Source organism: Myroides odoratimimus, from assembly GCF_001485415.1.
In the GTDB taxonomy this organism is placed as follows: Bacteria; Bacteroidota; Bacteroidia; order Flavobacteriales; family Flavobacteriaceae; genus Flavobacterium; species Flavobacterium odoratimimum.
Genome location: NZ_BCMQ01000004.1, coordinates 78,788 through 97,601, shown reverse-complemented (window position 1 = coordinate 97,601; position 18,814 = coordinate 78,788). Strand labels below are relative to the sequence as shown.

The window sequence follows — 18,814 nt, the reverse complement described above, 5'->3', positions numbered from 1 at the left end:
GATAGCCTTTATGTATTGTTTATATTACTTAAATGTCTTTATACTAAAAGAAGCTTGTGGCGAATCTATTGATGACATATTCTGTACGTTATTACGTCGTACATAGTTATTCACTTCACTAGCATTGACTACTTTATCTTGATTAATAGAGACCTTGTCATCCTTACTGTTTAGCTTAATCCATGCATAGTTATTCACTAAATAATACCCTCCATCTAACTCAAAAAACACCTGGTTGTTATTGGCTCTTAACTTTGCGATCTTATTATTTAAGATACTTCCAGCCTTTACTTTATCATTAAAATAATTCTCTACAACAGCAGTAGTCACCTCACCTTTATGAAGGTATAATTCAGAAAAACTCCCTCCTTTAGATGATTTTCTTTTTTGTAAAGCAAAGTACATAACAGGGCTTTTCTCATTGTCCTCTCCCCAATTATCATTTTGCCTAAAAGTAGAATACTCTTCTTTCTTTAAATTCAACGAAAACTTAAATCCTTCTTTACTAGTAGAATGGACAGTGACTTCATAATACCCCTTGTCATTTGTAGTTGCTAATGTTTTTTTATTCTCATTTGTAATCTTGACATTAGCCAGAGGTAATAAAGTCTCACTATCGACTACTAATCCGACAATTTTTCTAGTTTTAGGCTCTGTATTATTAGCCATACTTAGACTACAGTTGGTCAAAATAAGTAGAGTAAGTAGAATGTTCTTGAATACTTTCATATCATTTTATTTAGTTGGTTGTTACGTTACAAGTATTAGAATGTTGCTGCACCCTTTGTATAGTTTTGTATACTTCAATCTACCTTAGCCTGCTATGCATTTATATAAAATATCTTGTAGTTTAGCCTAATTCATATAGATCAGATTATATCTAAACACAATAACACCAATTACATACCAAATAACCTATTATCCATAAACACCAATACAACAACCATTTACAAAAAAAGTTATCTTACCTATGTTCATTATCGGACAGTTATTTTATGAAAACGAACAGTCACTCTCCCTTTATGCAGTCATATAAATACTTAGCGTATAATTTATTTGGTATAATAAATAAGTAATTGAGACGTCAATCCGTATTCAGTCCGTTATTTTATACCATTTAACGGACTCACTACGGACTCACATCGGACTCAAAACGGACACATTCAAAAGCAATCCCCTAAAACACTACTATAAAACTCTTCACAAACTAAAAAAGGCTACCTGATTACTCAGATAGCCTTTATATATGGTTATGTGTTTACTCTTAAGTAAGCATTCCACCATCTACATTAATCACTTGACCAGTGATATAAGCAGACATATCAGAACCTAAGAATACACAAGTATTTGCGATATCTTCTGGAGTACCACCACGTTTTAATGGAATAGCATCTCTCCATCCTTTTACTACATCTTCAGGAAGTTTACCAGTCATCTCTGTTTCAATAAATCCAGGAGCAACAACGTTACAACGGATATTACGAGAACCTAACTCTAATGCGATAGATTTAGAGAATCCGATAACTCCAGCTTTAGAAGCAGCATAGTTCGCTTGTCCAGCGTTTCCTTTTACTCCTACTACAGAACTCATATTGATAATAGACCCTTTTCTGTTTTTAAGCATTGTGCGTTGAACAGCTTTCATCATATTAAATACAGACTTCAAGTTCACTTCAATTACAGCATCAAAATCTGCTTCAGACATTCTCATTAATAAGTTATCTTTAGTAATACCAGCATTATTAACTAAAATATCAATGTTTCCGAATTCTTTTAAAATCTCTTCTATCAATTGTTCTGCTGCTGTATATTCAGCTGCATTTGATTGATATCCTTTTGCTTTAACACCTAAAGCTGTTAATTCTTGCTCTAATTCTACAGCTGCCTGAGCAGAAGAACTATATGTGAATGCAACACTTGCTCCTTGTTGAGCATATGCTAAAGCTACTCCTCTACCGATTCCTCTTGTAGCACCAGTGATAATAGCGATTTTACCTTCTAATAATTTCATGTGTAAATCCAATTTTTGTATTTGAACCGAGGACAAATATAAACAATTTGTATTTTCTCACGCCCCTTTTATGCTGTTTGTGTACTTTTTCTCAAAAAAATCATATAAGTTAGCGTGATAATCAACAGAGCAACAAAGTAATACGAATATTTCATCAAATCTAGATAATCTATCTGTCCATTAGTAAAACTTAATAAGATCAGTATCTGTGCTCCATAAGGTAAGATGCCTTGAATAATACAAGCGAAAATATCTAATATAGAAGCAACGCGTGGTCTTTCTAATTCATACTCTGTAGCAATATCCCTAGCTAGATTACCTGCTACCAAGATAGAAACTGTATTATTAGCTAAACACACTCCTATCGATGACACTAATCCTGCAATACCGAACTCAGCCCCTTTAGGAGATTTCATCAGCTTCTTCATTTGTTTTAACAGCCATTGAATCCCCCCCTGATCTTCTACCATCTTCGCCAATCCTCCTGTCAACATAGACAATAAGAATATCTCATTCATAGAAACAAAGCCTTCATACGTCAAATTAGCAAAACCTAATACATCAAAATCCGCTTGAACAAGCCCAATAATTCCCGCTACCAAAATACTGATAAATAAAGCTACGAATACTTGTACCCCTAATAAGGCTAGTACGATAATTAATATATAAGGGATAATTACCCAGAAATTACTTGTATCACCTAGTTCTAAGGCTACATCTGTATCCCCTCCACTCATAAACAATAAACCTACTATCGTAATTAAAGCGGCTGGTAATGCTAATTTAAAATTAGCTCTAAACTTATCTTTCATCTCACATCCCACCGTTTGTGTAGCTGTAATCGTTGTATCTGATATAATAGAAAGGTTATCCCCAAACATCGCCCCTCCTAATAGCGTTCCACATAATAGCCCCATAGACGAACCTGACTTCTCAGCCAGCCCCACTACAATAGGTCCTAAGGCTACAATAGTTCCAACTGAGGTACCAATCGCTAAAGATAAAAAACAAGCAATTACAAAGATTCCAATAGCTAGATATTCTATTGGCACTACACTAAGTCCAATATTTACCATCGTATCTACTCCTCCTATAGCTTTAGTCACTGCCGCAAAAGCACCAGCCAATAAATAGATAATACACATCGTGATAATCTTACTATCTCCACATCCATGGATAAGAGAGATAACCTTCTCTTGCATCGGTGTTTTATAAAATAGTAAAAATGCAGATATCACTCCAACAGATATTGCTATAGGAGATGGTATTTTATAAAAATCACCTAATAGTATACCTGAGCCTAAAAAGATGGCAATAAAAATAAAAAAAGGAATAAAAGTGTAAAACTTGTTATCTGACATAGCTTTCATTTAATAATAATGTTATTACAAATAATTTGCCAGATTGGTAGAAATAAAACTTACTAAGGAAGTAAACAACATTTTTTCCATTTCTGGCTTATCGATTGCAGCACCTTGCTTGTTGTTGCAGGTTGCTATTCTACTTATTAAGTAGAATTCTTGATAATTAAAAGACAAAGATAATCGTTTTTTGAAGAATTGCAAATTAGATAAGTATACTCGACTCTAAAAGCAGCTATTACAGACTCAATCATCTTATCAATTATAATAATATTCATTTAAAATTACAGCCTTTAAAAATTAAATATTTGATTCATATAAACTGAGTCTATTAAATATTTTGCACTACAAATGGATAAAAAAAATACATCCATAAAAAAACAAAAAGATTATTCGCAAATATCACACATATAACCTCTTAGCTATTCAATATTTTACAAAAAACTATTTAGATTAATTCTAAACAATACTATATATATACCTTTACATTCTAATTAATACATAAAAAAATGAATGTAAAAAAAACTACACTACTCACTCTACTTCTAACCAGTTCTACAATACTAGCGCAAGAACAAGAAACAAAAAAAAGCGATGAGCAGCTAGAAGAAATTATCGTATCTACTACAAGATTACCAGAGATAAAACGCAATAGCTCAAGTTCTGTTATTGTCATTACTCAAAAAGAAATAGAAAGTTATGCTCAATTAAATCCTGATATGTCAGTTATACTAGGTCTTGCCGTGCCTTCTATAGGGTTGAGCTCTAATACTACTAGTAATAGAAGTCAAACTATCCGTGGTAGACAGATACTAGTCTTAATAGATGGTGTACCACAGAGTACTCCACTGCGCAACACAGACAGAGATCTTCGTACTATAAGCCCTTATGCAATCGAACGCATTGAGGTAATCGAAGGAGCCACTTCTCTTTACGGCAATGGAGGTGCTGGAGGTATTGTGAACTTTATCACGAAAAAAGCGAATCAAAACAAAACTTTTAGTGGAAGCACTTCTATAGCCTTATCTGATGCTACTTCTACTAAAAACAACAATACACATGGGTATGAATTAAACCAACAGTTCTCTGGTAGACTAAAACAAATCGATTACTTAATCAATGGCAACATCATTAAATCTGGACGAGCGATAGATGGTGAAGGAGATTATATCTCTCCTCGCTATGGATTAGGAGAAGTAACAACACAAAATCTATTAGCTAAGATAGGTTATGACTTTAATGATAACAATCGATTAGAAGCAATGTATAACTACTACAGTGCATTACAAGACACAGATCTAATCGCAAAGGGAGGAAAATATCTCGTATCTCCACAACAAGGGGTTATCGGTACTAAAAACCCATTAGCAGAAAATGAAGGTACTAAGTACAATCACAATGGATATCTAAAGTTCTCAAGCAAAAATATCTTGGAGAATGTTGATTTAGAGGCTTCGGTATTTGGGCAAAAACTATATACTTTATTTGACTACAGAGAACACAATCCTAAATCTCCACGATGGGAAGAAACAGGTGGGCAAGCAACTATTAAAGCAGAGAAAATAGGGGCTAGATTAAGTATTGTCTCTAAACTAAACTTCACTGATAATATCAGAACAAACTATATTATAGGAGGTGATTTCTTAATTGACAAAACTAGCCAGCCCCTTGTTGATGGGCGATTATGGGTTCCTGAATTAAAAGCATACAACAGTGCTGGATATTTACAAACTCGTACTGTATTTTATGAAAACCTAACTCTTAAAGCTGGGGTGAGATATGATAATATTCACGTAAAAGTACCTGACTATAAAACAATTCCTTTAAGAAAAGGGCAACAGTGGTTAGCGATAAAGGGAGGAAACTTAGATTATGATAAAGCACTATTTAATGCTGCATTACAATACAAAGTAATAGAAGAATTCACTCCTTATGTTTCATTTTCTCAAGGATTATCAATTTATGATTTAGGTCGTATACTTAGAGATGCTAAAAGTGATGTTGTCTCTAAAATAGAAACAGATCCTGTAGTAACGAATAACTATGAAGTAGGATTCACTTCACAGATAGCAAATAATTGGAACTTTAGAATAGCTTATTTCTGGTCTATCGCTAAACTAGGTAGTGATCTTCAGGCAGGTGAAGGAGGTTTCTGGGAAGTAGTAAGAAGTCCACAAAGAATCAATGGTATTGAGATCGCCCTAGATGGTAAACCTATCAGCTGGGCAACTATAGGAGGAAGTTTTTCGAGTTATGAAGGAAAAATGAAATCTAACAACAGTAGTAGTTATGATACTTATATGAGTGGTTTAAATATTGCTGCGCCTAAACTGAGCTTATTTACAACAGTCACTCCTATTGATCATTTATGGTTAAACTTATACTATACACATACCTCTAAACGAGATAGATTCGAACCTCAACCTAATAAGTTAGGAGTATTAGTTTATAATGAAGGAGAAGGTAAAGTATCTCCTATTGACCTTTTTAACTTCAATGCTACCTATCAATACAACAAATCTATACAGTTAACATTAGGAGTAGAAAACCTATTTGACAAATCGTATTATACATCCTCTTCTATGATAGTAGCTAGAGATGCAGAATATGCAAGAGGGAATGGTAGATACTACACACTAGGATTATCATTTAGATACTAAATTCTAAAAAGGCCATACAACTATATACTTAGTACAATAAGAACAGCTCCTAAAAGGAGCTGTTCTTATTGTATATTCATCAAATGATATGGTCTTAAAACTTAATATTCTTCTGAATATCAGCATTCTTATTCAGTGCATTTTTATATTCTGCTTTTAACTGACTAACAAGGTCTTTAACGCTGAGTACTCTATCAATACCCGCTGTACCATGCCCAGCAGACCAAATATCTTTCCATGCCTTCGCGTGCTCTCCTGTTAATTTAGAAAAATCCTCTTCTTTCTTCTCAGATAGATCTATTCCAGCCTTTTCTATACTAGGTTTTAAAAAGTTAGCATTCACACCAGATACTCCATCTGTATACATAATATCATCTATCCCTGAATCAACGATCATCTGTTTATATTCGTCTACTGCTAAACATTCATTAGTTGCTATAAAACGAGTTCCCATATAGGCCATATCAGCTCCCATAGTCTGCGCTGCTAATACATCACTTCCTGTGTCTATACTTCCTGCTAATAATACAACTCCTTTAAAGAAGCTCTTTACCTCAGCTAATAAGGCAAAAGGGCTCGCAGTACCCGCATGACCTCCAGCTCCAGCGGCAACACATATTAATCCATCTACACCCGCTTCTGCTGCTTTCTCAGCATGTCTTTTCTTCACAATATCATGGAATACTAATCCCCCATAACTATGTACTGCATCTACAAGATCCTTCACTGCTCCCAGTGATGTAATCACTAAAGGCACTTTATACTTAACACACAATTGTAAATCAGGCATCACTCTTGGGTTGGTCTTATTCACGATTAAGTTCACCCCAAATGGAGCAGGTTTAATACCTGTTTCTTTCTCAAAGGCTGCTAATTCTGTTGTTACCTCAACTAACATCTTTTCAAAATCCTCTGAACTCCTTCCATTCAAAGCAGGGAATGTACCTACAATACCATTTTTACAACATTCAATTACTAGTTTCGTTCCAGAAACGATAAACATAGGAGATACTACAATCGGTAATGTTAGGCTATTTTTAAATTCTTGTATAGTCATATAATAATATATTTAGTTAGATAATAGACATTATAAAGTACTAACGTAAGATAAGTCAAATAATTGATTGTAGAAAAGTAATTTTGCTCTCTCTCCGTAGAATAATATCAATTGTAAGACTTATCACATTTTTTTTAATATTTTACAAATTAGGGCTTAATCCTCTCATAATTCTACTACAATCTGTTAAGTCTACATTTTTTTATTTCTTTTTTAAAAACAACTAACTTATTCTTATTAAACATTTAAGCCTTCTGAGTAGCCGTATTTAATGCCATAACAAGGCACTCCTGCTTATTTAGTTTGAATTCACACACATTTTGTACTACTTTTGAAATGCAAAAAAACAAAACATTACAATGAAAAAATTATTGCTTTCAGCTGCTCTTGTTGTAGCGGTAGCTTTTACTGCTCAAGCACAAAAAGGACCAAAAAACGCATTAGGTTTGCGTTTTGGAGGAAACCACGGTTTAGGTACAGAAATCTCTTACCAAAGAGACTTATCTAAAAACAACCGTTTAGAATTAGATCTTGGTTGGAGAAACAACAACGACTTTGATGCTGTAAAACTTACAGGTATTTACCAATGGGGTTGGAATATTGAAGGAAACTTTGATTGGTATGCTGGTGTAGGTGCTGCAGTAGGTACATGGAACTCTAGCTACTACGAAGGAAAAAGAAAACACTCTGACAGTGGAGCATTCGGACTAATCACAGGTACTGTAGGGGTAGAATACACTTTCCCTGAATTTCCAATACAAGTAGCTTTAGACTTACGCCCAGAAATCTACTTAAATGACAGTTACCGCGATGGTATCTATGCAGACTTCGGTATTGCAGTACGTTACAAATTCTAATTACTTTTTTTGCACCTGAAAACGATTTAAAATACAAAGCCACCCATGAGGTGGCTTTACTTTTCTTATTGAATAGCTTGGAGAGCTTTAATCATTTGCTCTAACTTCACTATCTTTTTTGAATTTATCTTTTTATTCCAATACATATTCACTCCAGCCCAAATCCCTAATACAGCATAATATCCTGCTAATACAATATAATATCCTGTCGATATTGCAGTATCTACCATGTCTATAAATGGATAAGAATATATAGCTATCCCAACTATAAAAAGTAAAATATATACATTCATCCATACTTTAGACAATTGTAATTGTTGTTTCTTTTCTTTTGCCAACAACACAATATAATCACTTGTTGTCTGTGTCAATATAGAGCTTGGTATTAAACCATTTAAGCGATAATAACTCGTCATAAACATTGTGATTGCTATAACACAAATTACACTTCCTAATACCACCCAAATAGATCCATAGAACACTGTTCCTTTTAATAGTACATTAATCCCGATAATCCATCCTATAGTAAACACACCTATTATAGCTAGAGCCCAATTCATCTTTACTTTCTTTAAACGATAGGTATCTATAGACTGATAAACTTCCCTAATATCGCTGTGTTCTACTCTCGGAATAGCCCAAAGCTGTTCTAAATTTACTTGATTACTTTCCATAGTTATTGAGTTTTTGATATAATTCTTCTTTAATACGATGTACTCTAGTACGTACATTAGCATGTGTAAGTCCTGTCACATCAGCAATCTGTTTTTGATCCACCCCCTCTAGAGTCAGCGAAATAATAATCCTGTTAATCTCTGTGAGTTCACTAATGGCTTGATAGAGTTTTTGAGTATTGGTTTCTTTGTACTCCTCCTCTACACTTTTGCTCTGCCTTATCTTGTTTTCATCAGGCATGACTTTTTTACTCCGTTCTATTTGCCTTAAACAGATATTTACAGCGATCCGGTATATCCACGTACCATAGCCTGAATCAGCTCTAAACTTGGGCAACTGATTCCACACATTAACGAAAGTCTCTTGTGCTATATCTTTAGCCCAATCCGTATCGTTAACATACCCTAGAGCCAATCGATAAATTCGTTGCCAATATTGTTCATAGAGCGACTCAAATGTTTCTTTATACTTACTCATGTGTTTTGATTGGTTTTATAGTTTAGATACGTTACATGGGAATATGTTACAAGAGGATTAAGTATTAATCATTTTATAATTGGTTCTTAACAAAGAAATCTTCTATTGTATAAATTTAATTCAGATATACAACGGTAACAAAAAAAGTGTAAATTTGAAGTACCACACTAATTAACAACAAGTTAACCAAATACAAACTGACAAAATGGGCAATAATAACAAATCAGAAAGGCTAAAGAGAGTTAACTATAAACTTGAGAATTTACCTGAGAACTTACTTAGAGAAGTTGACTTGTTTATTGATTATCTAACAGAAGAAGAATCATCTAACATCCCTCAATGGCAACAAAGCATTGTACTTGATCGCATAGAGAATTCAACAGAATTCGTAGATGCCTTCGAAATGTTAGCTCAGTTAAACCCAGATTCCGCATTCGCCCAATACTACGAATAAATTCTACTTTACATCTCTTTCATTTCTTCTAAAACCATACTATAGTATGCTTTTTTCATAAATTCAGAGCTGTTTTGTATAATTTACTCTCGTTAATAGGTCTATCGCGTATTCTGGGTTAAAGAATGAATAAAAAAGCATAGATTACTTACAACCTATGCTTAAAATATTTTAAATCTGATTTCTTCACTTCTAATGAATATACTTTATCTCTAAGTATATTTAATTGTCTCAAATATTCTGATTCGCTAGTTTGTTCTATATATCGAATCAAGTGATCAATTAGGGTTAGCGCTTTACTTCGCCATTTTACTACTTCTCCTACAGGATGATATACCTGACTCTTTAAATATAGCTCTAGATTAAACTTGACCATTTCCTCCTTGGTAATATTAGGAAAGTCTTCTTCTGCCCTTATTAGCGTACTCAATACATCCTTCACTCTGAAACGAATACCCCGCTCACATAATACCTTAAGCGCTAAAAGTTCTTCTTGCTGTACAAAGTATAATGCTAGAGGTTCATTAAACTCCTCATAACTATACCAGCCTCCATGAGCACAAGAGATAAGCTCCTTATATCGCTTAGCCTCTTTCCACTGCGCGATTATAGTATCACGCACCTCATTATACCTCGTTAATCTTTTATGCTCTTCTTCTAGCGTAATCTCTAAAGCATTATAATGATATTGGAGACCAAGTTGTTTATAATGCCTCTCTATCTCTTTAGTTAATTTTGTGTAACTCATTATTAATAAAATAGACTATCCTGTAATTCTATACACAAAAATAAGTTTTAGAATTTATAATTCTAGTTTTATGATATATTTTATCTCTATACAAACTACTCCTCTCTCCTCAGCTCTCCTATTTCTTTCACTAATGCAGGATAGTGTGTTTGTAACGCTGTACCTGTATAAGGTGGTCGAGTCCATTGTGTGTCTATAACATCATAATGTTCTATATCCTGATACAATTCATTTACAGCATCTGTTACAAAACTAGAATCCTCTGTCCCATACTTAGCATCATAGGCTAAATCACTCACATACAATAAGCCTTCGCCCCATGTATCTCCTATATCAAAAGAATACTTGCCGCTAATAAAAGCATTAATATCCTTTATGATATCGTAGAAAAACTCTTTTCCTCGTAAAATAAGCCAACACCTAAAGTAGATAAATCCGTCTGTAGAGATATAATCATCAAAGTTATAAATCCCATCCTCTTCTTGAAAACTATTTTCTAAAATAATACCTAACTCCCCTATCTCTACTTTATCTAATTCATTAATTTTTTTTCTCAATGTCATTTCAAAAAGAATCATCTCATCTGAAGACAACTCTGTTAAGAGAGCAGTTAGTTCATCTATATGTTCATCTATATCATAAGTCTGCCAACTATCACTAGTATTAGACTGTTCTATTAATTCCCAAAAGAACTGTTCGTTTAAATCTATATTCATTGTTTTATATGCTTATGTCAGTCTTACTAAGATACAGCTTATTCATCTTATATTGCTTAAATCAATGAAATAAAAAACCCTCTCAACAGCACACACTGTCAAGAGGGTTAAAGCCAAAATATTCGTTAGCCACATACCACAAAGTAATTCTACTTTATATCTCTTTCATTAGCTCTAAAACCACACTACAGTATACTTGTATCGCTAATTCAGACCTATTTTGTATAATTACTTTTTGTTTATATGTCTATCACCTATTTTGGGTTAAAATAAATAATCCGACTTATTTAGATTTTATTCTACTCAGCGTTTCCTGAGATATATTTAAGTAAGAAGCAACTATCTTATTGGGTAGTCGCTGTACGATAAGGGGATTTAATTTGAGTAGCTCATTATATCGCTCTGCCGCATCCATGGTGACCATAGCGTGTAATCTATTGGTATTATTAATATAAGCGAATTCTAAATACTGTCTGTAGAACTTCTCCCACTTCGGGACTAACTCTAATAAATTGTAAAAATCAGCGTGCGTAATAGAATATACTTCGCTTATCTCTAGTGCTTGTAAATATTCGGATGATGTAGAACTATTGATAAAACTCACTAAGGCTGTAGCAAACTGATTTTCAAAAGCAAAGAATCTCGTAGCATCTTGCCCTGCCTCATTGATATAAAATATACGCAAACACCCTTTACACACAAAATAAAGCTTCTGTGCACTCGCCCCTGCTGATGTAAGCTGTTCTCCCTTTTTTAGTTTCTCATAGTGAAAAAAAGAAAGTATTACATCTAGCTCCTGATCATTTAATTCAACTCTATCTTGTATATAATCTATTAGTTGCTTCATTACTTATTATTTTTCTGTGACAAAAGTACGGTAATATACTAAGTCTGCTATACTTAACACCATCATTTTGTGCTCTTTTGCAAACTCCACTACCTCTGGTAATCTTGCCATTGTACCATCGTCATTCATTAATTCACATAATACTGCTTGAGGAGGTAGACCAGCTAACTTCATTAAGTCAATCGCTCCTTCAGTATGTCCATTACGCTCTAATACTCCTCCATTTTTTGCTCTTAATGGAAATATATGTCCTGGACGTGCTAGATCAGCTGGTTTAGCATTCTTATCACTTGCTGCTCTTACGGTAGTTAATCGGTCTGCAGCAGATAATCCTGTAGTTACCCCTTCTGCAGCTTCTATAGTTACCGTGAAAGGTGTTTGAAATCTAGAACTATTCTCTGTCACCATATAAGGCAGCTCTAGTTCGTCTGCTTTATCATTTGTTAGACATAAACACACCACCCCACTACAGTAACGAATCATCATCGCCATATCCTGTTCTGACATTAAATGTGCTGAGAAGATGATATCTCCTTCATTCTCTCTATCTTGATCGTCTAATAAAAGAACACCTTTACCGCTCTTTAAAAAACTCAACGCTTGATTAACTCTTTCTTGACTATCCCAACCAAATTGGTTAAGGGCATTTTCTAATGTATTCATATTTTACTCTTTTATTAGTCTCTCTGCATATTTGCGCGCTCGAGGAATAATTAGAAAGGCTGAGGCATAAGCCACTGGCAACATTACACTCCATGCTTTTAAAAACATAAAGAACCACCCATCTCCAAAACCATAATTTCTAATCAACCCTACAAAGGCCATAATAAGGGTCATCGGAATAACCACAAATAGCGTATTTACATACTTATAATACTTCGTTTTCATTCTTTTATTTTTTATTTATTGACAAGACAAAGTTCTTCTTCCTCACCTCGAAAAACATTGACGTAAGTCAAAAAATAAACACACTCAAAAAACCTTAGTACACACTCAAAAAAATAAAGTCACCGCCTAAGCAGTGGCTTTATTACACAACCTATACTTGTGAGAGTCTAAATCACATAATATGTATAATCTTATATCAGGTTGGCGGTATCTTTTTTGAACTATAATTATTAGCCTTTCCGACTTTATCTCTTGAGAGACACTAATAATTTTTGATCTTTTGGTTCAGCAAATATCAACTGTCTACAACCCTAAAACATTGACATAAGTCAATAAAAACCATTAAAAATAAAGCCACCGCAGACGCAATGGCTCTATTACACAACCTAATTTATAAATGTTTACTTTTAATCTTGATGTAGCGTTTGTGATATTTTCTCTAGGTTCAAGCTATTTGCCATAGCAGAGAAGATCTCATAATAGGTATTCTTATTTTCATAAAGCTCCTCATGTTTACCATTCTCCACTACTCTTCCTTTTTCCATCACTACGATATCATGAGCATCTATAATCTGAGAGATACTATGCGATACGATAATCACTGTTCTATTCTCCTTAATCGCATCAAGACTCTTCTTGATCTGCTCCGTAGCGATAGCATCTAAGCTAGCTGTAGGCTCATCTAAGAAAATAATAGCAGGATCTTTTAAGAACAACCTCGCTATAGCGATACGCTGTTGTTGTCCCCCTGATAGCAGGCGAGCATCAGACTCATATCCTTGAGGAAGCTCTGTAATCTGCTCATGTATGTATGCCTTTTTAGCTGCCAACTCTACTTCCTCTATAGTTGCATCAGGATTACCATAACGTATATTCTCTGCTATACTACCTTGGAATATGTGATTCTTCTGAAGTACAAGGCCTATGTGCTTACGAAGTTCTTTAGTATCGTATTCTCTTAAATCTACACCATCTAATAGTATTTGCCCAGAAGTAGGTGCATAGAACTTATCTAATAAATTAATCACTGTACTCTTACCTGCTCCACTCAGCCCTACAAGAGCAGTAGTTTGATTAGGTTCTATCGTCATAGACACTTCTTTTAAAGCGCTTGTCCCATTAGGATAATCAAAAGAAACATCCTTAATCTCTATTTTTCCTTTAATTTCGGTAGGAACATAAGTACCTGTTGTTTCTACTTCGTGATCAGCATTAATGATCTCAAAGAAAGTCTCTGAGTATATCATCGCATCATTTACATCATCATAGATACGGTGAAGCTGTCTAATAGGAGCCGTAACATTATTAAATAATAAGACGTGAAACATAATAGCTCCTACGGTCATCTCTCCTTTGAGAACAAAGTAAGCTGTCATCAGAATAATCACTACAAGCCCAAACTGCTCAATAAATCCTTTTACAGCATCAAAGACAAAACTCATACGTCTAGTCTGCAACTGATTCTCTGTCATATCATATTGAATCTCTTCATGCTTCTCCGCTTCTAAAGGCTCTCTCACAAAAGACTTAATCACAGTAATAGAATTAATCAGAGAGATAATACCATTGTTTTTATTCTCTCTATAGCTACGCATTTTTCTTCTAAAACCTTTTAATTTGCTAGCCTGAAGCTGACTCACATAGAAGTATAAAGGAATCATCGCTGTACTAACTATACCTACATACACATTAGCTGTATAAATAAACACTAAAGCTACTATAGCATTAGCAAACAAAGGCAAGATATCGATAAAAAAGTTCTGAATCAATCTAGTAATACTCCCTACTCCCTGATCTATACGAGTCTGTAGCTTACCACTATCATTCTCATCAGAGGTATAGAAAGCCATTCGGTAGGTTAATATCTTCGTAACCACTAACTGTGAAATATCTCTAGAAACATAGATACGCAGTTTCTCTCCAAAAAACTTCTGTCCAAACTGTATAAAAGCATTTAAAATTTCTTTTACAATAAGAACAACAGTACTAAAAACAAGCATCTTATACCCCCAAGCCAAATCCTTCACTCCACTTACCACATCATTTAACGTATCCACCATGGAGCGAATAATAAGTGCATTTACCTGCACTGCGAAGGACCCAACGGCTGTCAATACCAATGTCCCTATGATTAACCTTTTATAGGGCATTACAAAAGGCTTTATCTGTTTAAGTATTTTTATCAAACTCATGTTGCAAAGATAGAATTGTTCTAAATAAAAAGCTTTGATTTAAGTCAATAAATTCGCTCGTTTTCAATCTATTACACAATCACCTATTCTCATTTTGTCATATAACCACTTCACAACCCTTGTTTTCATGAAAAATTCGCACTAGTTTTACGTTAAATTTAACAATACATTAAAAATATGAGAAAAATTACTTTATCATTAATTGCAGCCCTAGCAATAGGTTTTTCTGCAAATGCACAGACTCCAGATGTAAAAATCGGAGCTAAAGCTGGTTTAAACGTTTCTAACCTTACTAATTCTGATGCGTCTTCTCGTACGAGCTTTCATGTGGGAGCTGTAGCAGAGATTTTTATTAATGAAAAATTCTCTATTCAGCCTGAGATACTTTATTCAGAACAAGGTTTTAAGATAAAGGAAAGTGATTCGTTCAATGGAGTACAAAATAAAATTGATGTAACAAGTCAATTAAGTTACATTAATATTCCTATAATGGCTAAATATTACCTTGTAAAAGGGTTAAACGTACAAGTAGGACCACAATTTGGATTTAATGTTAAGGCTAAGAATAAAATTAATGATTTAATTATTGCTGGTCAAAATGTACAAGGAACAGGGTTTGACGACATTGATAAAGATTTTAAAGACAGTGTTAAATCTTTTGATTTTGGCGTAAACTTCGGAGCTGGATATGAACTTCCTATGGGAGTATTCTTTGACGCTCGTTATAACGTAGGTCTTTCTAAAGTAAACAAAGAAGGAGAGGCTTCTAAAAATGGAGTATTCCAACTATCTGTAGGATATAAATTCTAATACAGATACCTAATATAACTATGGAGGTTCTTATCGGATAATAAGAGCCTCTTATTTTTTTATAAATACCACAAAAAAAGACCTAAGCATTGTTTAGGTCTTAGTTATCTTATGATAAAATATTGAATACCATCAGTACCCCTGGTACTTGTACTTCTTCTTTCTTATATTCTTCTAAACTAAAATACTTCACAGCTCCTATTTCATTAGTAGCTTCTATAGTTTCTCCATTTAGGCTATAACTATAACAGTCTTGTTGCATCATGATATTAAGCTTCTCCCCATAGGCAGGAGCAGTGATATGATGTAAAAAAGTCAGCCTATCTACGTCTAGCACTAGATTTAACTCCTCTTCTATCTCTCGAATAAGAGCAGTTCTACTCCCCTCTCCTTCATCGATCTTTCCTCCAGGTAGATACCAAGCCTTCTTATTATTGCTATACGCTAGTAATAGTTTACCTTCTTCTACTACGACAAGCCCTGCCGTATCTAGATCTATCCAATTCTCTTCCACAACAGGTAGGTGATACACCTTCATCATACGACCAGGGACACTAGTTAACACCTGACGTACACATACACCTCCCATTTTCTCATAAAAGAGATTTGCATTAGGCTCTGCATACACCTCTATATACTTATATCCTCTGGACTTAGCTATCGCTTTAATTTGAGACATGATCACTCGCCCATATCCTTTATTAATATGTGCAGGCAATACCCAAAAGTGGTCTATACATAAATAAGGACCTTTATTTTCTAATTCAAAAAAGCCAATATATTCATCTGCATAAAAACATTTGATAAGTTCTCCTTTTCTAAAATTAATATCTGTGATTGTTAGATCATCTGTCCACATCGACATATATTCCTCTCTGTATCCCCAATATCTCTTGGAAGCTAATGCAGTCTCTGTTAGTAATTCACAATCTGCTACTGTAGCATTTTTGTATGAAATAGTCATTTTATAGTAATTGTTACAAGATAGTCAAATGTAACATTTATGACTTTAAAATTCCGTTTATTCTAGTTTATTTACTATAAAACCTCTATTAATCAAATTCAAAACCTCTAAACCAATCCCTTATAGACTAAATAAGAAAATATTTATTACATCCCCCCTCCTATACGGTACTTATAAACTACTCTAGCTCATTTAGCCGCTTAAATAAAACCAAAATCTTTAAAAAACTGTATATCAAGTCATCAATTAAAAAATATACTGCAAATACAATCTCATAATATTAGCTATAAACTGAAAATTTGATTTCTATAGAAAAACAACTCAACCGTTTATCATAAAAATACTGCCCTTTATGTAAATCTGTCAATATCTACAAAGAAAACATTTTAAATAATTAACTTTTTATTTAATTTTGTCTTTCAATATAAAAAAAATGACAATGAAAAAAATCATGCAATCACTTACTTGTGCTCTTATGTTAGTTGGAGCAACTGCATTTGCACAAACACCTTCTCCAATTCACTTTGGTATTAAAGCTGGTGCTAACTTCACAAATATTTCTACTGACTTAAAAGATTACAGTAGTAAAGCATCTACAGGATTTGGTATTGGAGCAATGACTAGAATTGATATCAAAAAGACATATATCCAAGCTGAACTATTATATGCTGAGAAAAAGTCTAAGTTCGAAAACAACTTAGGAGAAAGTACTACTAGTACTTCTAAACAACTTGAAATACCAGTAGTTATCGGACACAAATTCTTAAAACTACCAATGGTAAGCCTTAGAGGATTTGCTGGAGGAGTGTACACGAATACTATTGATGACAAATTATCAGGAAGCAAAATCAACGATGCAGTACAATTCAAAAACTTTGACAAAAACAATATCGGATACCGTTTAGGTGTTGGTGTTGATGTATTGACATTCACTGTTGACGTTTCTTATGACGGAAGCTTCAGCAAAACAAACAAAGAAATCGGAGCAAGACCTAATACTTGGATGGTATCATTAGGATACTTCTTCCTATAGTAGGTCTATAAAACATACTATTTAAGAGCTATCTCTAGAGGTAGCTCTTTTTTTATATCATAAAAGTAGAAACACTTTAAAAATTTGTTATTTTTGTCCCATGCAAAAGACAATAAACATTTTAAACAAAAGGGCTAAGTTCGAATACGAAATACTAGATAAGTATACTGCTGGTATCGTATTAACTGGAACTGAAATTAAGTCTATACGTTTAGGTAAAGCAAATATCGCTGAAAGCTTTTGTGAGTTTCAAGGACACGAATTATTCGTTATCAATAGTCAGATAGAAGAATACGCATATAGTAAGCACTTTAATCACAAAGCAAAAACAGAGAGAAAACTTCTTTTAAACAAAAAAGAATTAAAATCTCTACTAAAAGATGTTCAGAATAAAGGTCTGACTATCATCCCGCTTAGACTATTCTTAAACGATAAAGGTAGAGCCAAACTTGATATCGCTCTAGCTCGTGGTAAAAAGAACTATGACAAGAGAGAAACAATTAAAGATCGCGATAATAAACGCGACCTAGATAGACTTAAAAAATCGTATTAAGACATACACTTATCGAAGCATCCTATAAAGGATGCTTTTTTGTTTACATTCTACTTTTTATCCTCCACAAAGTCTTCTGACTTTTGATTACTTGATATGGTTTGGGTGACATGCAAAATATTGCATCTTTACTTTAGTAGATTGCGTATATACGTTACGAAGAATATCCTGACAAAACATCCCCACAATACCACGCCATTAATAAAGTCTCTAGAATGATTTATATAAAAACAAAGTAAAGATTTTTTTATGTATATTTGCCTATATCAACCATATAGGTTCTACGAGTATCTTCTTAAAACTCGCAAATTGAACCAATATCCAATGTTGTACTCTTCAGCATTATTACAGTAAAAAAGTCAATCTGTAAAATTCTTATTTTAAATTTTAACATTCATTTTAACGCATACTTTTTCATCTAAACCCTCTATTCATACGGTCTTAGACTAGATTTGTTCGGAACCTGTTCGGAAAAAGCGCTATTTTTCCGAAGAAGCTCCGAACAATCCCC

19 protein-coding genes and 1 riboswitch are annotated in these 18,814 nt (G+C 33.7%); of the genes, 6 read left to right on the top strand and 13 right to left on the bottom strand.

Annotated elements, in window-relative coordinates:
- Positions 1–24: 24 nt before the first annotated feature.
- From MODO_RS05170 to MODO_RS05160, 3 genes are all read right to left on the bottom strand, one after another.
- Positions 25–729 carry a hypothetical protein gene (locus MODO_RS05170; RefSeq protein ID WP_006265477.1) on the bottom strand — a complete coding sequence of 235 codons (705 nt, stop codon included), beginning with the start codon at positions 727–729 and terminating at the stop codon, positions 25–27.
- A gap of 535 nt (positions 730–1,264) precedes the next feature.
- Complete coding sequence (fabG, locus tag MODO_RS05165; protein ID WP_059050853.1) at positions 1,265–2,011, bottom strand: 3-oxoacyl-[acyl-carrier-protein] reductase; 747 nt, start codon at positions 2,009–2,011, stop codon at positions 1,265–1,267.
- A gap of 68 nt (positions 2,012–2,079) precedes the next feature.
- Positions 2,080–3,381: a Na+/H+ antiporter NhaC family protein gene (locus MODO_RS05160; protein ID WP_006265478.1), complete on the bottom strand. Its 1,302-nt coding sequence runs from the start codon at positions 3,379–3,381 to the stop codon at positions 2,080–2,082.
- Between the two features lie 61 nt (positions 3,382–3,442).
- Positions 3,443–3,543: riboswitch (SAM-I-IV-variant riboswitch) on the bottom strand.
- A 338-nt stretch (positions 3,544–3,881) separates the two neighbouring features.
- Between MODO_RS05160 and MODO_RS05155 the strand changes: the two genes are divergently transcribed.
- Positions 3,882–6,032: a TonB-dependent receptor gene (locus MODO_RS05155; protein ID WP_006265479.1), complete on the top strand. Its 2,151-nt coding sequence runs from the start codon at positions 3,882–3,884 to the stop codon at positions 6,030–6,032.
- A 94-nt stretch (positions 6,033–6,126) separates the two neighbouring features.
- On the opposite strand, the gene MODO_RS05150 is transcribed toward MODO_RS05155, so the two are convergent.
- Complete coding sequence (locus tag MODO_RS05150; protein ID WP_059050850.1) at positions 6,127–7,089, bottom strand: NAD(P)H-dependent flavin oxidoreductase; 963 nt, start codon at positions 7,087–7,089, stop codon at positions 6,127–6,129.
- A gap of 359 nt (positions 7,090–7,448) precedes the next feature.
- On the opposite strand from MODO_RS05150, the gene MODO_RS05145 reads away from it, so the two are divergent.
- Positions 7,449–7,946: a hypothetical protein gene (locus MODO_RS05145; protein WP_006259998.1), complete on the top strand. Its 498-nt coding sequence runs from the start codon at positions 7,449–7,451 to the stop codon at positions 7,944–7,946.
- 65 nt (positions 7,947–8,011) lie between these two features.
- Here the strand turns inward: MODO_RS05145 and MODO_RS05140 are convergent, their stop codons facing one another.
- Positions 8,012–8,620 (bottom strand): hypothetical protein, encoded by a 609-nt coding sequence (locus tag MODO_RS05140; RefSeq protein ID WP_006259997.1) that lies wholly within the window; start codon positions 8,618–8,620, stop codon positions 8,012–8,014.
- Entirely contained in the window at positions 8,610–9,098 is a 489-nt protein-coding gene (locus MODO_RS05135; protein ID WP_006259996.1) for an RNA polymerase sigma factor, read from the bottom strand. Before MODO_RS05135 ends, MODO_RS05140 begins: the two co-directional genes overlap by 11 nt.
- 205 nt (positions 9,099–9,303) lie before the next feature.
- Between MODO_RS05135 and MODO_RS05130 the strand changes: the two genes are divergently transcribed.
- Entirely contained in the window at positions 9,304–9,552 is a 249-nt protein-coding gene (locus MODO_RS05130) for a hypothetical protein (RefSeq protein ID WP_006259995.1), read from the top strand.
- A gap of 148 nt (positions 9,553–9,700) precedes the next feature.
- Here MODO_RS05130 and MODO_RS05125 read toward each other — a convergent pair whose 3' ends face one another.
- The 6 genes from MODO_RS05125 to MODO_RS05100 form a co-directional block, all read right to left on the bottom strand.
- The gene (locus MODO_RS05125; protein WP_006259994.1) at positions 9,701–10,300 is read right to left on the bottom strand and encodes a hypothetical protein; all 600 of its coding nucleotides are present in this window, start codon (positions 10,298–10,300) and stop codon (positions 9,701–9,703) included.
- Between the two features lie 95 nt (positions 10,301–10,395).
- Positions 10,396–11,016: a DUF4240 domain-containing protein gene (locus MODO_RS05120; protein ID WP_006261387.1), complete on the bottom strand. Its 621-nt coding sequence runs from the start codon at positions 11,014–11,016 to the stop codon at positions 10,396–10,398.
- Positions 11,017–11,299: 283 nt separating this feature from the next.
- The gene (locus tag MODO_RS05115) at positions 11,300–11,863 is read right to left on the bottom strand and encodes a Crp/Fnr family transcriptional regulator (RefSeq protein WP_025126173.1); all 564 of its coding nucleotides are present in this window, start codon (positions 11,861–11,863) and stop codon (positions 11,300–11,302) included.
- Positions 11,864–11,869: 6 nt separating this feature from the next.
- On the bottom strand, positions 11,870–12,526 hold the full coding sequence (ribB, locus tag MODO_RS05110) for a 3,4-dihydroxy-2-butanone-4-phosphate synthase (RefSeq protein WP_006263747.1): 657 nt from the start codon (positions 12,524–12,526) through the stop codon (positions 11,870–11,872).
- Between the two features lie 3 nt (positions 12,527–12,529).
- Positions 12,530–12,751: a DUF2798 domain-containing protein gene (locus tag MODO_RS05105; RefSeq protein WP_006259990.1), complete on the bottom strand. Its 222-nt coding sequence runs from the start codon at positions 12,749–12,751 to the stop codon at positions 12,530–12,532.
- Between the two features lie 407 nt (positions 12,752–13,158).
- Entirely contained in the window at positions 13,159–14,943 is a 1,785-nt protein-coding gene (locus MODO_RS05100) for an ABC transporter ATP-binding protein (RefSeq protein ID WP_059050848.1), read from the bottom strand.
- Between the two features lie 177 nt (positions 14,944–15,120).
- Here MODO_RS05100 and MODO_RS05095 point away from each other — a divergent pair, with 177 nt between their 5' ends.
- On the top strand, positions 15,121–15,753 hold the full coding sequence (locus tag MODO_RS05095; RefSeq protein WP_006261390.1) for a porin family protein: 633 nt from the start codon (positions 15,121–15,123) through the stop codon (positions 15,751–15,753).
- Positions 15,754–15,862: 109 nt separating this feature from the next.
- Here MODO_RS05095 and MODO_RS05090 read toward each other — a convergent pair whose 3' ends face one another.
- Complete coding sequence (locus MODO_RS05090) at positions 15,863–16,717, bottom strand: GNAT family N-acetyltransferase (RefSeq protein WP_006261391.1); 855 nt, start codon at positions 16,715–16,717, stop codon at positions 15,863–15,865.
- Positions 16,718–17,156: 439 nt separating this feature from the next.
- Between MODO_RS05090 and MODO_RS05085 the strand changes: the two genes are divergently transcribed.
- Complete coding sequence (locus MODO_RS05085) at positions 17,157–17,750, top strand: porin family protein (RefSeq protein WP_006259986.1); 594 nt, start codon at positions 17,157–17,159, stop codon at positions 17,748–17,750.
- A 100-nt stretch (positions 17,751–17,850) separates the two neighbouring features.
- Positions 17,851–18,303, top strand: coding sequence for an SsrA-binding protein SmpB (gene smpB, locus MODO_RS05080; RefSeq protein WP_006259985.1), 453 nt, complete (start codon positions 17,851–17,853; stop codon positions 18,301–18,303).
- Positions 18,304–18,814: the final 511 nt, after the last annotated feature.